This window comes from Roseobacter sp. SK209-2-6 (genome assembly GCF_000169455.1).
Classification (GTDB): Bacteria; Pseudomonadota; Alphaproteobacteria; order Rhodobacterales; family Rhodobacteraceae; genus Pseudophaeobacter.
Map to the genome: position 1 here is coordinate 54,209 of NZ_AAYC01000010.1, position 14,377 is coordinate 68,585.

The 14,377-nt window shown below is 56.4% G+C and carries 16 protein-coding genes; 9 read left to right on the forward strand and 7 right to left on the reverse strand.

The window, feature by feature from the left end; translation table 11 throughout:
- Positions 1–35: 35 nt before the first annotated feature.
- The 3 genes from RSK20926_RS15180 to RSK20926_RS15190 form a co-directional block, all read right to left on the reverse strand.
- Positions 36–449: a GFA family protein gene (locus RSK20926_RS15180; RefSeq protein WP_083805800.1), complete on the reverse strand. Its 414-nt coding sequence runs from the start codon at positions 447–449 to the stop codon at positions 36–38.
- A gap of 105 nt (positions 450–554) precedes the next feature.
- On the reverse strand, positions 555–1,928 hold the full coding sequence (locus RSK20926_RS15185) for an L-serine ammonia-lyase (RefSeq protein WP_008208033.1): 1,374 nt from the start codon (positions 1,926–1,928) through the stop codon (positions 555–557).
- Positions 1,928–2,635 carry a glutathione S-transferase family protein gene (locus RSK20926_RS15190; RefSeq protein WP_008208034.1) on the reverse strand — a complete coding sequence of 236 codons (708 nt, stop codon included), beginning with the start codon at positions 2,633–2,635 and terminating at the stop codon, positions 1,928–1,930. The genes RSK20926_RS15185 and RSK20926_RS15190 overlap by 1 nt, the downstream gene beginning before the upstream one ends.
- 210 nt (positions 2,636–2,845) lie before the next feature.
- Between RSK20926_RS15190 and rpiA the strand changes: the two genes are divergently transcribed.
- The 7 genes from rpiA (at position 2,846) to RSK20926_RS15230 (ending at position 9,885) form a co-directional block, all read left to right on the forward strand.
- Positions 2,846–3,634: a ribose-5-phosphate isomerase RpiA gene (rpiA, locus tag RSK20926_RS15195; RefSeq protein WP_008208035.1), complete on the forward strand. Its 789-nt coding sequence runs from the start codon at positions 2,846–2,848 to the stop codon at positions 3,632–3,634.
- 197 nt (positions 3,635–3,831) lie between these two features.
- Positions 3,832–4,245 (forward strand): hypothetical protein, encoded by a 414-nt coding sequence (locus tag RSK20926_RS15200; RefSeq protein WP_008208036.1) that lies wholly within the window; start codon positions 3,832–3,834, stop codon positions 4,243–4,245.
- 206 nt (positions 4,246–4,451) lie between these two features.
- Positions 4,452–5,807, forward strand: coding sequence for a glutathione-disulfide reductase (gor, locus tag RSK20926_RS15210; RefSeq protein WP_008208040.1), 1,356 nt, complete (start codon positions 4,452–4,454; stop codon positions 5,805–5,807).
- Positions 5,808–5,879: 72 nt separating this feature from the next.
- Positions 5,880–7,040: an FtsH protease activity modulator HflK gene (gene hflK / locus RSK20926_RS15215; RefSeq protein WP_008208042.1), complete on the forward strand. Its 1,161-nt coding sequence runs from the start codon at positions 5,880–5,882 to the stop codon at positions 7,038–7,040.
- Positions 7,040–7,921, forward strand: coding sequence for a protease modulator HflC (gene hflC, locus RSK20926_RS15220; protein ID WP_008208043.1), 882 nt, complete (start codon positions 7,040–7,042; stop codon positions 7,919–7,921). The genes hflK and hflC overlap by 1 nt, the downstream gene beginning before the upstream one ends.
- Entirely contained in the window at positions 7,921–8,121 is a 201-nt protein-coding gene (locus RSK20926_RS15225) for a DUF2065 family protein (RefSeq protein ID WP_008208044.1), read from the forward strand. Before hflC ends, RSK20926_RS15225 begins: the two co-directional genes overlap by 1 nt.
- A gap of 324 nt (positions 8,122–8,445) precedes the next feature.
- A complete protein-coding gene (locus tag RSK20926_RS15230; RefSeq protein WP_008208045.1) occupies positions 8,446–9,885 on the forward strand; it encodes a Do family serine endopeptidase in 1,440 nt (479 codons plus the stop codon).
- A 441-nt stretch (positions 9,886–10,326) separates the two neighbouring features.
- On the opposite strand, the gene RSK20926_RS15240 is transcribed toward RSK20926_RS15230, so the two are convergent.
- Both RSK20926_RS15240 and RSK20926_RS15245 read right to left on the reverse strand, forming a co-directional pair.
- Positions 10,327–10,995: a Crp/Fnr family transcriptional regulator gene (locus RSK20926_RS15240; RefSeq protein WP_008208046.1), complete on the reverse strand. Its 669-nt coding sequence runs from the start codon at positions 10,993–10,995 to the stop codon at positions 10,327–10,329.
- A 134-nt stretch (positions 10,996–11,129) separates the two neighbouring features.
- A complete protein-coding gene (locus RSK20926_RS15245; RefSeq protein WP_083805801.1) occupies positions 11,130–11,669 on the reverse strand; it encodes a peptidoglycan-binding domain-containing protein in 540 nt (179 codons plus the stop codon).
- Positions 11,670–11,985: 316 nt separating this feature from the next.
- On the opposite strand from RSK20926_RS15245, the gene RSK20926_RS15250 reads away from it, so the two are divergent.
- Positions 11,986–12,309: a 2Fe-2S iron-sulfur cluster-binding protein gene (locus tag RSK20926_RS15250; protein ID WP_008208048.1), complete on the forward strand. Its 324-nt coding sequence runs from the start codon at positions 11,986–11,988 to the stop codon at positions 12,307–12,309.
- Between the two features lie 77 nt (positions 12,310–12,386).
- Positions 12,387–13,115 (forward strand): hypothetical protein, encoded by a 729-nt coding sequence (locus RSK20926_RS15255; RefSeq protein ID WP_008208049.1) that lies wholly within the window; start codon positions 12,387–12,389, stop codon positions 13,113–13,115.
- 17 nt (positions 13,116–13,132) lie between these two features.
- On the opposite strand, the gene RSK20926_RS15260 is transcribed toward RSK20926_RS15255, so the two are convergent.
- Both RSK20926_RS15260 and RSK20926_RS15265 read right to left on the reverse strand, forming a co-directional pair.
- Positions 13,133–13,600 (reverse strand): GNAT family N-acetyltransferase, encoded by a 468-nt coding sequence (locus RSK20926_RS15260; RefSeq protein ID WP_008208051.1) that lies wholly within the window; start codon positions 13,598–13,600, stop codon positions 13,133–13,135.
- Between the two features lie 8 nt (positions 13,601–13,608).
- A complete protein-coding gene (locus RSK20926_RS15265) occupies positions 13,609–14,244 on the reverse strand; it encodes a PAS and helix-turn-helix domain-containing protein (protein ID WP_008208052.1) in 636 nt (211 codons plus the stop codon).
- Between the last annotated feature and the right edge of the window lie 133 nt (positions 14,245–14,377).

Sequence of the window (14,377 nt, forward strand, 5' to 3'; positions counted from 1 at the left end):
GACGTCGGAAGATCAGAGCTGATGGCAAAGCTGGTCTAATCAGGAAGCGGTTGAACCTTTGTGTAGTCAGGGCCAAAGCAGCTTGGCAGCCCGTCGTTCAACTGTACCCAGGGCAGTTTTTCCTCATAGGCCACATGCAGAGTGGGCTGCAGCTCTTCCGGGTTTTCCAGCACCGAGACATAGAGATGCATCACATCTGACATCGCTTGAGAGCGAAAGGACATCGGGGTGCCGCAATGGGGGCAAAAACTGCGCTCAACCCCTGGTGAGGAAGCGAAGAGTTTTGGCGCTTCTCCGGTCCAGCGCCAATTGCCATCGCGAATGCCAAAATAGGTTGTCATAGGTGCAGCGCATTGACGCCGACAGCTTTCGCAGTGACAGGACACACAAGACAGGACTGGTGTGTCGACTTCAAATGAGCATTTGCCGCAAAGACAGTGACCGCGCATCCTTCACCTCCCAAGTATTCCTGCCCAGTTTGCAACAGCAAACGGGGCAGGCCAAGAAGAGGGACGCCACAAAGGGGTCAGACAGCGACCCTGCAGGCGGGGCGATCAGCAGTTTGGCACGTTGACGGCCAATCCACCTAGTGAGGTTTCCTTATATTTCTCATGCATGTCGGCGCCGGTCTGACGCATGGTCTCGATGGCCGCATCCAGCGGCACAAAATGCTCACCATCGCCGCGCAGCGCCAGAGAGGCAGCGGAGACCGCTTTGATCGCAGCCAGGCCATTGCGCTCGATGCAGGGCACCTGAACCAGACCTTTGACCGGATCACAGGTCATGCCCAGGTGATGTTCCAATGCGATCTCGGCGGCGTTTTCCACCTGTTCGGGTGTGCCGCCCATAACCGCGCAAAGGCCAGCCGCCGCCATGGCAGAGGCAGAACCCACTTCAGCCTGGCAGCCGGCCTCAGCCCCGGAGATGGAAGCATTGTATTTGACCAAACCGCCGATGGCAGCAGCGGTGAGCAGGAAGTCTTCAACATGGCTCTCGGATGCGCCAGGAACATGGTCAAGATAGTAGCGCAGCACGGCGGGCATGGTGCCGGCGGCACCATTGGTGGGCGCGGTCACGACCTGACCACCAGCGGCGTTCTCTTCGTTGACGGCCATGGCATAGACGCTCATCCAGTCGTTGATGGTATGCGGTGCCTGCAGGTTCATGCCGCGTTCTGCCATCAAGGCATCATAGATGCCCTTGGCGCGGCGGCGCACGTTCAGCCCACCGGGCAGGATGCCATCGCGCTCCAGCCCGCGATTGATGCAGTCGTTCATCACCTGCCACAGACGGGCTGTGCCCTTGGCAAAGCTGTCGGGGCAGCCGCGTGCAATTTCGTTCTCACGCTTCATCTGGGCGATGCTTTTACCGCTGGATTTGGCCATCTCCAGCATCATTGCCGCACTGGTGAAGGGGAAAGGGACAGGGGGGCCATCATTGGTGTCCTTGCCCTCGGCCAGTTCTTCCTCCGTCAGGACAAAGCCGCCGCCAACGGAATAAAAGACCTGACGCAGGATCACGTCGCCCTGGGCGTCGGTTGCCATCAGAATCATGCCGTTGGCATGGCCTTCGAGCGCATGATCATAATCAAAGATCATGTCCGCCTTGGGATCGAAATGCAGCTCCGGCAATCCCTCGGGCTGCATCTTGTGGGTCTTGTTCAGCTCGGCCAGAAAAGCCTCTGCCTTATCATCGTCATAGGTGTCGGGGATAAATCCGCCCAGGCCCAGAACGGTCGCGCGATCGGTGGCATGACCAACACCGGTAAAGGCCAGGGAGCCATGCAATGAGGCGCGCAACCCGTGGAATTCAAAGGGCGAAGCGCGCATCATATCCAGAAAGCGTGCCGCCGCCACCATGGGACCCATGGTGTGCGAAGAGGAAGGGCCGATGCCCACTTTGAACATGTCGAAGACGGAGAGGAACATCAGGTGGCTGATCCTTCTGGCGGATTGGCAGGGAGTGGCTTTGTGAACGGGGTCTCGCCCAGGCCTTCGGCTTTGATGGCCGCATGGACAGCAGGACGGGATTCGAGCTTGCTCAGCAGAGCGTGCAGGTGCGGATAGGTGCTCAGATCATACCAGGAACGATCACCCTGTTCCGGATAGAGTGCCATCCAGCGCAGCATCGGAGCAATATAGTAGTCCAGTGCCGAGGGGGTCTCGGCGCCGAACCAGCTCAGGTCTTGGCTGGCGAGATCATCTAAATGCCCGAGATGGGCCTTGAGGCGCTCTCTGAGGCCCGCGCGCAATGCAGCGTGATGGCTTGGGTCCGATCCGATGTATTTCTCCGGATAGAAGGACATCCTTAGGTCTGCGTGCAGCGTATTGGAGGCAAAGAACAGCCATTTCAGGAAAGCGGCGCGCTCTGGGCTGATTGCCTCCGGGGCGAGAGCGCCGTGTCGATCTGCCAGCCAAAGCAATATGGCGGCAGTCTCAAACATGGGTCCGTCTGGTGTTTCCAATACTGGAATTAGCCCATTTGGGTTGAGGCGCCGATAGGCCGCCCCATCCTGCGCGCGGCTGCGCCGATCCACCAGACTGGTCTCATAGGAGAGGCCAAGCTCCTCCAGCGCCAGGCGAATGATCAGCGAGGCGTTGTCTGGAGCATAGTGGAGGCGGTAGGTTTGCGTCATGGAAGTATTCTAAAAGGGTGGTAGTGCCAAGAAGTGCCCGTTTCCGGCGTTTCCAATAGGAAACCCGCCTTTTACCTATATCTTTGACACCTGTTTTCTAAAACCTCTGTTTTGGCCAATGCAGCGACCCAGATCGAGAATGGGTTTTGCTACTCGCGCTTGGCGCGACCATTCCTTATAAGACTGACAGACCTATTAGGAGCGGATGCCATGAGCGGAGAACTCTCACCGATTGACAAAGCCAAATTCGTTGCTGCCAAGCAGGCGGCGGGGCTGGTTGAGAGTGGCATGCGGGTTGGGCTGGGAACTGGCTCCACCGCAGCATGGCTGGTGCGCTGCCTGGGGGAGATGGTGCGCGAGGAAGGGCTGCGCTTCACGGCAATCCCCACCTCCACCCGAACCGCTGAACTGGCCCGTGAGTTGGGTATCAAAGTGACCTCTCTGGATGAGGCCAAATGGCTGGATCTGACCATCGATGGGGCGGATGAGTTTGATAAGGATCTAAACCTCATCAAGGGGGGTGGCGGCGCGCTTTTGCAGGAAAAAATTGTCGCGACCGCCTCTGACCAAATGGTAGTGATTGCGGATGCTGGCAAAGAGGTCGAGTGCCTCGGAGCCTTTCCACTGCCCTTGGAAGTCATTCCCTTTGGCTGGCAAACCTCGCAGGCGCTTTTGGAAGAAAGCCTTATTTCCATGGATGTTTTGGGTCGCAACGCCACATTGCGGATGAACGGAGATGCGCCCTTTGTGACGGATGAGGGCAACTATATTCTTGATCTGCACCTTAAACGGATCGGCAATGCGCGCCAGCTCTCTTTGGTGGTCAATCAGATCCCGGGTGTGGTTGAGAACGGGTTGTTCATCGATATCTGTGACACAGTGATCATCGGTTACGGCGATGGCAATGTCGAAACACGGGACATCAACGAAGGCACGATAGAGCGGGAAAAACTCGATTTTGTCGAAAGCGACAATCTGTTTACCGATCTTTCTGACTAAGCGACTGAGACCATTCAGTCCCGGCGCTTGTGTGATTGAGTGAATGCCTGTTAGGGTTGAGTTGTTTGTAGCAATCTCACGATATTAGCCCAATGACAGTTTCCTCCCAGGACTTTGCAACCGAAGCACAGCTCTCACGGCCTCCATTCAACCTCATACTTCATATAGTTAGTTCAGGGTTTTTCACTGCAATCTGGTTGACTGCCTGTTATAGTTCCATCTCCTATGCCACTGATGACAGCAACGCCGCCCTCGCGCGGATTGGATCCGTTGCACTTGCCTTGCTTTGGCTCTGGCTGGCCTATGTATGTCTGAAAAACCTGGTCACTCGAATGCCATTGGCAAAGGTCAATGCTGTTGGGATTGAACTGCGCCACATAGGGGGCAGGCCCTGGCACATTCCTTGGGCACGCCTGCAAAATGTTTCTGGCTGGAGTGAGAACCTGGAAGTGCCCGAGGATCAGATCTCTGTCCACTTCACAGAGCTTGGCCACGAAAAGAGTGTTCGGTTGCGGTTAGATCCTCGAAAGAAGGCAGAGGCACAGGCTTTTGGGGCAGCATTGCGCCATTACCGACCGGATTTTCAGCAGCCAGGTTCTGGAAAAGTTTAACCATCGATGCAGTTTGCGCTGGCTCGCGTCCTGAAGACGCCGAGATTGTTCTGCCTTGCGGAAAAATTAAGTTTTCCACCTGACAACGCTGTGTGCGTGGTTAGGGCGAGGTTGAAAGCGGTGCAACTACTCCCATTTGTGCATATGGCATTTGGTGATCTCTTGTGGGATACACCTGATCAAAGACTTGCAAAGGGCGGCTTCACATGAGCTTTGACTATGATCTTTTTGTAATTGGTGGCGGTTCCGGCGGCGTGCGCGCGGCACGGGTGGCGGCACAAGAGGGCGTTAAGGTCGCCCTGGCCGAGGAAGACCGCTATGGAGGTACCTGCGTCATTCGTGGCTGCGTGCCAAAGAAACTGATGGTCTTTGCCTCGGAGTATTCCGGTATGGTCGAAGATGCCCAGGCCTATGGCTGGGACATCCAGCCCGGCAGCTTTGACTGGGATGCCTTCAAGGGCAAGCTGCATGCAGAGTTGGACCGTCTGGAAGGTATCTATCGTGGTATTCTTAAAAACAACGGGGTTGAGAGCTTTGACGCTCGTGCCAAGCTGGTGGATGCCCATACGGTGGAGCTTTCCGACGGCACCCGCAAAAGCGCCAAGCATATCCTGATCGCAACCGGTGGCTGGCCCAGCGTGCCAGAGTTCCCAGGCTCGGAATTGGCGATTACTTCGAATGAGATGTTTCATCTGGAGAAACTGCCAGAGAGCATTCTGATCGTGGGCGGCGGCTATATCGCCTCTGAATTTGCCGGGATCATGAATGGGCTGCGGGTGAAAACCACTCAGTTCTATCGCGGCACCCAGATCCTGCGCGGCTTTGACGAAGAAGCTCGTGATGTGGTTGCGGCCGGTATGATCGAAGCAGGCGTGGACCTGCAACTGGAAACCAATGTGGTTTCGATGGTGAAGGAGGGCGACAAGATCCGCGTCACTGACACCAAAGGAAATGAGACCCTGTTTGATCAGGTGATGTATGCCACTGGCCGTCACCCCAATGCGGACAACTTGGGTCTGGAAGAGCAGGGTGTGAAGCGCGGCAAAAAGGGTGAGATCCTGGTGGATCAATACAGCCAGACCGCGGTTCCTTCGATCTATGCGGTTGGCGACGTGACGGATCGGGCTAATCTGACACCCGTGGCGATCCGTGAAGGCATGGCCTTTGTGGAGACTGTCATCAAAGGCAACCCAACCAGCCCGGATCATGAGTTGATCCCAACGGCAATCTTTACTCAGCCGGAAATGGGTACGGTCGGGCTGAGCGAAGAAGAAGCGGCAAGCCAGGAAGCGATCGAGGTCTATGCGGCTTCGTTTAAGCCGATGCAGCAGAGTTTCGCCGGGCGCGCACAGAAAGTACTGATGAAACTCATCGTGAGTAAGGCAAGCCGAAAGGTGCTGGGATGCCACATTGTGGCACCTGGTGCAGGTGAGATGATCCAATTGGCAGGAATTGCTGTAAAAATGGGCGCAACCAAAGAAGATTTCGACCGGACGGTTGCGGTTCACCCCACCATGTCGGAAGAATTGGTGACAATGAAAGTGCCGACGCGGGAAACTTGAACCGGTCGCAACGAGCACAGAGATTTAGACAAACGTTACGCATCACTGCGGTAATAACGGGATAGGAGACAAATGGCGGGCAATAGCGGTGGCCCCTGGGGGGGCGGAGGCTCTTCTGGTGGCGGAGGCAACCGGGGCAATAATGGTGGCGGCAACAATGGCGGCGGCGATGGTCGACGTCCAGAGGATCCGCAGATCCCCGAAATCGACGAGCTGATGAAAAAGGGCCAGGAGCAGCTGCGCGTTCTGATGGGCGGTCGCGGTGGCGGCAATCAGGGCGGCGGTGGCCGGGGTGGTCGCAGCGGCGGCGGTGGTGCGCCTTTGTTTACCAAAGGGACCGTTGGTATCGGTGTGATTATTGCCGCTGTCCTTTGGGGGATGAGCAGCTTTTACACTGTGAAACCGGAAGAACAGTCAGTTGAGCTGTTTCTGGGTGAATATTCATCAACCGGGCAGCCGGGTCTGAACTTTGCACCCTGGCCATTGGTCACCAAAGAAATTCTGCCGGTGACTCGCGAACAGACCGAAGATATCGGTGTGGGCGGCGGTCGCAGCTCTGACGCGGGTCTGATGCTGACCGGGGATGAGAACATCGTTGATATTGATTTCCAGGTGGTCTGGAACATCAATGATCCGGCGAAGTTTCTGTTCAACTTGCGTGATGCACGCACCACCATCCGTGCGGTGTCTGAATCGGCGATGCGTGAGATTATCGCCCAGTCGGAACTGGCACCAATCCTGAACCGGGATCGTGGTGCTATTGCTTCGCGCTTGCAGGAGCTGATCCAGTTCACGTTGGATGACTACGACAGCGGCATCAACATTATCCGGGTGAACTTTGATAAAGCTGACCCGCCGGCTTCCGTGATCGCGGCATTCCGGGATGTTCAGGCTGCTGAACAGGAGCGCGACCAGCGTCAGAACGAAGCTGATGCCTATGCCAACAACGCGCTGGCTGAAGCCCGTGGTCAGGCGGCAGAGCTCTTGGAAAAGGCCGAAGGTTATCGTGCCCAGGTGGTGAACGAAGCCCAGGGTGAAGCAAGCCGCTTCTCTGCCGTTCTGGAGGAATACTCCAAAGCGCCTGAAGTGACCCGCAAGCGCCTCTATCTGGAAACCATGGAAGAGGTTCTGGGGCGTGTTGATAAGATCATTCTGGATGATCAATCCGGCGAAGGGCAGGGGGTTGTTCCCTATCTGCCGCTCAATGAACTGCGCCGCGGAGGAAGCAACTGATGCGTAAGACAACTCTTTTGCTGCCAGTGCTGGTGATCGCGACGATTGCAGCGCTATCATCGGTGTTTATCGTGGACGAGCGTGAAAAGGCGCTGGTGCTGCAGTTTGGCCGGGTTGTTTCGGTCAAGGAAGATCCAGGTCTGGCGTTCAAGATTCCGCTGATCCAGGAAGTGGTGCGCTATGACGACCGCATTCTGAGCCGCGATATTGACCCCTTGGAAATCACCCCGTCGGATGATCGTCGTCTGGTGGTTGACGCCTTTGCCCGCTACCGCATCGCTGATGTGGAGCGCTTCCGCCAGGCGGTTGGTGCCGGTGGTATTGCCACCGCTGAAAACCGTCTGGATTCGATCCTTCGTGCGCAAACCCGTGAGATCCTCGGCTCGGTGAGCTCGAATGACATCCTGTCTTCGGACCGGGCAGCACTGATGCTGCGCATTCGCAACGGAGCGATTGCCGACGCGCTGGCGCTGGGCATTTCCATCATTGACGTGCGCCTTAAACGCACCGATCTGCCAGCCGAAAACCTGGATGCAACCTTCCAGCGGATGCGGGCCGAGCGTGTGCGTGAAGCTACTGACGAACGTGCCCGTGGTAATGAGGCCGCGCAGCGCATTCGCGCCCAGGCTGACCGTACCGTGGTCGAGCTGGTCTCGGAAGCGCAGCGTGAAGCGGAGATCATTCGCGGTGAGGCCGATGCCGAACGCAACGCGATCTTTGCCAAAGCCTATGGTGCGGATCCGGAGTTCTTTGAATTCTACCGCTCGCTTAACGCCTATGGGAATTCGCTTCTGGCTGGGAATTCTTCGTTGGTGCTGTCGCCAAACAACGAATTCTTCAACTACCTGAAGTCTTCGGACGGCAAGGCAGCCGGACAGTAATGGGCTTTGTCCTCTTGGCCCTTGGGCTGGTATTGATTGTGGAGGGGCTGGTCTATGCACTGGCCCCTTCGCTTGTTGAGAGGTTGCTGATCGTACTGCGCAGCATGAGCCTTCCTGAAAGGCGGAATGCGGGAATGGCAGCACTTGTTCTGGGGCTCCTGCTCCTTTGGCTTGCCAGCCTGACGGATCTCTCCCTCTAGGCGCGGGTTTTCGTGTGTCCTGCCCGGGCAAGGCCAACCGGGGGGAGCAGATACGCGGAAAAGCGCCGGATCTGGCAACAGCTCCCATCAACTTGCCTCACTTCGGTTTGATAAAGCTCACGATGTGTTGCGATGTGCTATTCTCCCCCTAGATTGAAACCGTGATTTCGTGATTTCATGGGAGCGCCCGCTTTGGTCAGAATTCGTAGGAGCCAAAGCTGAAAACAAGAACCGTAAAACAGGACAGGACTGGCGATGAATAGGAGAGGCTCTGTGCCGCAGCAGGCAAGTACAGTTTCAAAGGTGTTAGACGGGCAGGCCGTCATGTGGCGCATGCTCTGGCTTGCGATGCTGAGTTTTGTCCTGATTGTCGCGCAAGCGATGATCGCACAGGCCCGCCCCGAGAGCCTGGCCCCCTTGGCGGACAAGGTGAGCCCGGCGGTTGTGAATATTACTACATCAACAGTGATCGAAGGGCGGACCGGCCCGCAGGGGATCGTACCCGAGGGCTCCCCCTTCGAAGAGTTCTTCCGCGAGTTTCAGGATCGCAACCGTGGTGAGGGGCGCCCGCAACGCTCTTCCGCGCTGGGGTCTGGTTTTGTCATCTCGGAAGATGGCTACATCGTTACCAACAACCATGTGATCGATAAGGCGGATGAGATCCAGATTGAGTTCTTTCCGGGAGAAGGTCAGCCGGGAGAGCTGCTGCCAGCCAAGGTGATCGGAACAGATCCCAATACGGATATTGCGCTTTTGAAAGTTGAAGCGCCGATGCCGCTGAAATTTGTCAATTTTGGCGATAGCGACGTGATGCGTGTCGGCGACTGGGTCATGGCCGTGGGCAATCCCCTGGGGCAGGGTTTTTCTGTCTCCGCCGGTATTGTGTCCCAGCGCAACCGAGAACTTCAGGGCGCTTATGACGACTACATCCAGACCGACGCAGCCATCAACAGGGGCAATTCTGGCGGGCCGCTTTTCAATATGGATGGTGACGTGATTGGGGTGAACACTGCTATTCTGTCCCCCAACGGCGGGTCGATTGGCATCGGTTTTTCCATGGCTTCCAATGTGGTGACCAAGGTGGTCAACCAACTCAAGGAGTTTGGTGAAACCCGTCGGGGCTGGCTGGGTGTGCGTATCCAGGATGTGGACGAAGATGTGGCGGAGGCGATTGGCCTGGAGGGCACCGAAGGTGTTCTGGTCAACGATGTTCCTGATGGTCCTGCCAAGGATGCTGGAATGCAGGCCGGTGATGTAATCCTGAGCTTCGACGGCAAGGATGTGCCGGATACCCGCAGCCTTGTTCGCACCGTCGGCAATACCGAAGTTGGCAAAACCGTGCGTGTTGTTGTCTATCGTGAAGGCAAGACCGAAACGCTGAAGGTGACTCTTGGTCGCCGGGAAGAGGCAGAGCGTCAGGCCTCTGACGAACCCGAGAAATCAGAGACAGAGCCAACTGTGACCGAGAAGGAGATCCTGGGTCTCACCGTTGGTGTCCTCACAGATTCCGTTCGCACAGAGCTGAACCTTACCGACAAGATTGAGGGTCTGATCATTCTCTCGGTGGATGAAACCACTGAAGCCTGGGAGAAGGGCCTTAGGGCTGGTGATGTCATCACCGAAGCGGACCAGCAGAAGGTGAGCACCATCAGTGCATTGGAAACCCGTGTCACAGAAGCAAAAGAAGCTGGGCGTAAGTCTTTGCTGCTGCTTGTCCGCCGCAATGGTGAGCCACGGTTCATGGCGCTGAACCTCAAAGAGTAAGACCAAAGCTTACCAGTTGTTCAGGGTGAACGATCAGGAGAGGCTGGGCTTTTGCCCGGCCTTTCTTTTGGGGCCTTGCCTAGGTGGAATCTTGACTGGACTGAAGCTTGCCGTGGTGGGGATGCCCCAAACTGGACTTGGTGAAACCACCGCGCAGACGGAGGGCTTGATGTTTCATTTCCACTTGGACCGGTGACGGATGTTCATGGAAGATGCCCCATGGGCCTTTTCCAAAAGGGAAAGAGCCATGCGCTGGCGGGCACATGGCTCTCTTTAGAGACCGGTAGCCACTGGGATGGATGTGAGCAGCTACCTTGTTTAGGGTTTTAACATAGCGGAATGGGGGCTTCTGTGAACTGGATCACAGGTTTCTGAGAAACTGTGATTTCTTGTGTCTTGCGTGTCGCCGACGGCAGCAAGATCCAATTCACCAACCGAAAGCTAGATGGATTCGGGCTCCGCCAGCATGGCCAAGGCACCCCGATCAAGGATCTGTAGACCACCTCGGTTGATCTCTATCAGGCCGCTACGTTTCCAATTCGACAAGGTTTTAGAAACGGCTTCGCGGGTTGCTCCAACATATTCTGCAAGCTCGGACTGCGAGAGGCCCAGGCGTCCATCGCCGCCATCAGGTGCAAGATAGAGCAGCTTTCGCGCCAGTCGCACGGGCATGGGCAGGAAGACTTGCTCGTTCAACTGCATATTCATCCAACGCATGCGTTGCCCTGCCAAACGCAGTAGATCCCCCGCAAGTTCGGGCTGCCTTTGGATTTGGGTCAGGATGTCTCGATTGCGCAACCTAAGAAGTCGGCTGGGTTCTGCTGCCGTGACTGTCGCGGTTCTGGGTCCCGGATCAAAAAGCGCGATTTCACCAAAAACAGCACCTGGTCGCATTAGATCCAGGGAAAGCTTCCGCCCGGCGGCCGAGAGGATCGATACCTCAAGAGAGCCATCAATGACGGCGTAGAAGGCATCTCCAGTATCACCCTGTTCAAAAAGAACTTCACCATTGGTCAGGCGAATATCACTGGCCTGGCTTTCCAACATCTGCCGCAGCGAGCCAGAGGCGCCAGACAGAAAGCCTGTTTCAGGCAAACGGATCTGTCGCATGTTCAAACTTCTCCTCGTTGGGATGAGTGGCAAAGCGCCACGCTGTGCGGATTGGTCGACCTCCTATCAGATCAGCCGCGGGCAGGAAACAGTGGGGACAGGCGAAATACTGAGGGGGCAGGCCAAGCTGGACCCTAACTGTCAGTTCGGGGCACAGCGATCAAGCCAAGATGACGTGCGGTCGCAAGAGAGAGCGTGCTACTGTCTAGACCGGAGGCCTTTTGAAATCTGCGCAATGCGAGCCTTGTGGTGCGATCCATGTAACCAGTGATACGCCCATTATAGAAACCTCTCGCAGCCAGCGCTCGTTGCACCGAGGCGATGAACTCAGGTGTGAGCGCTTCGGGGCAGGGGGTTTCGATCCAGCTGACACGCCGTGGTTCGACGATCTCCTGTCTGGTTTCGGTGCGGAAAACCGCTGGCGTAATTATCTCTCCCTCTGCGTTCTTCTGAACATCTGTGACAAGGACCTGCTCTGTAACGGTTTCGACGACGGCGGGGCTGGTGTTTTGATGCCAGCAACTTCCTTCGGGTGCTCCGGGTGGGGCTAGCCGCTCTTGCCGGGGAGGCTGCGCCGGGGAAGACGTGCTAGTCGTTGCCGTGGAGCATCCGGTTAATAGCCCAACACTGATGAGCGCTGGAAACAAGTGGCCAATAAAAGAAGGGTTCTTCATGCTCGTCTGCCCTTAGCTTGACCAGTCCGGTCTGCTTTTTGTCGAAACCTAGACCAGAAATCAGGCTTAGCAAAGCTGTGTTTGAGTGGGCGCGAACTATGGATCATTGCTGGCCTGCTACGACGTGGCACAAAGCGAGGCCTCGCGGCCGGTGCAGCCTGCTTTCTTTTGCCGAAGTGTAGGAACTTCGCATCCATTCGGCACTTTTCTTGCCTGACGGCCTAGGACCGGCATGTGATGCCGCAATTGGGGCTGGCGTGGTCGCAGTGGCTTGGATACACATTCGGGCAAGTACCGAGAAGGGGAAATACGGACTATGGCAAAGATTACCTATGTCGAACACAACGGCACCGAACATGTAGTCGAGGTTGCGAATGGCCTCACCGTTATGGAAGGTGCGCGCGACAATAATATTCCGGGAATTGAAGCGGATTGTGGCGGCGCCTGTGCCTGCTCCACCTGTCACGTTTATATCCACCCTGATTGGGTTGAAAAGCTTCCAGCCAAAGATGACATGGAAGAGGACATGTTGGATTTTGCCTTTGAGCCGGATCCTGCGCGTTCTCGCCTGACTTGTCAGGTCAAAGTGACCGACGCAATGGATGGCCTGATTGTCCAAATGCCTGAAAAACAAATCTGATGAGGAAGGGGACCAAAGCACAACGCCTTCGGTCCCACCTTTCAAGAGGTTTCCTGCATTGTCTGCGGGGAACCTCTTTGGCATTGACAGCAATCGTTGCAAACTTTCTGGCCGCGCCAGTTTCAGCGACGCCTCCGGATGTGATTGTCAAAGCCGAGTTTTCTGAACCGACCCAGCGCTATGGACATGCCGTTTTGGGCCCCAATGCGGAATGGGGCGCTTTGGTTCTGACCGTTGATCCCTGTCTCGACTGTGGGGATGGCAGACCATATGAGGTCACGATCCGCCTGCCAGAGAGCCGGGTTTTTGAGGATCTCGCGCCCCGAATTGTTCAGGGTGACGAAACCCCGACATTGGTCATGGTGGTCGAAAGCAGCCAGACAGAGGGTGCTCGCCTTGCTCTCTATGATGAGCAAGGGCTTTATGCTGCCACCCCCTTTATCGGACGGCGTTACCGTTGGTTGGCGCCTATCAGCGCGCAGGACCTCAATGGGGATGGCTGGCCGGAATTCGCCTATATTGATCGCCCTCACCTGGCAAAAACGCTGCGGATCTGGACCTTGAAAGAGGGTGAGCTGCGCCAGGTTGCCAGCAAAGCTGGACTGACCAACCACAAGATTGGTCAGGATTTCATCACTTCCGGCCTGCGTGATTGCGGAAATGGGCCTGAGATCATCACAGTCAATGCCGATTGGTCAAAAGTGATGTCCTCTCGGCTGACAGAGAGTGGGATCGTCACACAGGAGTTGCGTCCACTAGACCCCGATGTGGGGCTAGGACCTGTCCTGGCCTGCGAGGGCAGCTAGACCTACACCCGCAAAAGCTAAAGAAAGCGCCGCATGGTGATCGATGTGGGCCGGTCATACCCTGCATGAGCCGTGCGCTCGATCTCATGAAACCCCATGGCTGCAAAAGCCCGGTGGTTCTCGGTGAGTTCGATGCGGCTTTGAAGCTCGACATGTTGTTTGCCGGTTTCTGCCGCGCGGTGAAGCGTCAGATCCAATAGCTGACGGGCTAGGCCCTTGCCACGATATGCTTCCGCGACGGCTAGCTTCCCAAGATAGAGATGATCCTGATGAGGACTGAGGAAAACACAGGCCTGGGGCGGTGCCCCGATCACCCAGATCTCGCCTGTCCGGCATTGCTGGCGCAGGGTTTCCAGCGTGAGCTTCAGCATCGAAGAAGGGGGATCAATGCGCCCCTCCATATAGGCAAAGCTTTCCTGAATAAGCGAAAGAACCGCTGCGAGTTCCTCTTCATCCGTAGCGCGTAAACACCGGGCCTGATCCATCTATCTACCTAGATCTGCTCTGTTTTCTTAAGCGAGCTACTCCCAACCACATGGTCCCCGGTGATGTCGCCCAGCGACGAGAACAAAGCGGCGGTATTGCTGACACCCATCTTCTTTAGAAGGCTGCCACGGTGCACCTCAACAGTGCGGTAGCTCAGGTTCAGGGTCCGGGCTATTTCCTTGCTGGTCTGCCCTTCGCCGAGCAGAGAATAAACTTCGCGCTCCCGTCGGGTGAGGGGTTGATAGGGGCGCTGTTCAGAAAGATCGGCAAAGCTCCATACTGCGCGCCCCAAGGGGTCTTCGGGGGTAAAGCTATGGCCTCGAACCCTAACCCAGAACAGTTCGCCGGACTTGCGTCGCATCACCCGTTCATCCCAATAGAGAGCTCCGCGCCCAAGGCTCTTGTTGCCGCGGTCACGAACATTCAGAAACTCTTCCTCAGAGGGATAGAGAAAAGTAAAAAGCCGATCCAGCATCTCGGCACGGCTGTACCCGAACATGGTGCAAAAGCGCTGATTGCACTCCTTTAGAACCCTGTTCTCGGTTGCGACAATTCCAATTGGCACAAAGTCAAAAGCCAGAGCGGTCAAGTCCCGCTCACCGAACAGGCTATCCAGTGCTTCCTGTGAGGGTGGGTTTTCCATGCTCTCTCCTGGGCTTGCGGCGACCTTAGCTTGCCTTGGGGAAGGTGGGAACCAGACAATTGCGGAAGACCCTCCTCAAAGAGTCTATTTCGAACAACGCTCGCAGCGTCACAAAGAAAGGATCTGGAATGAG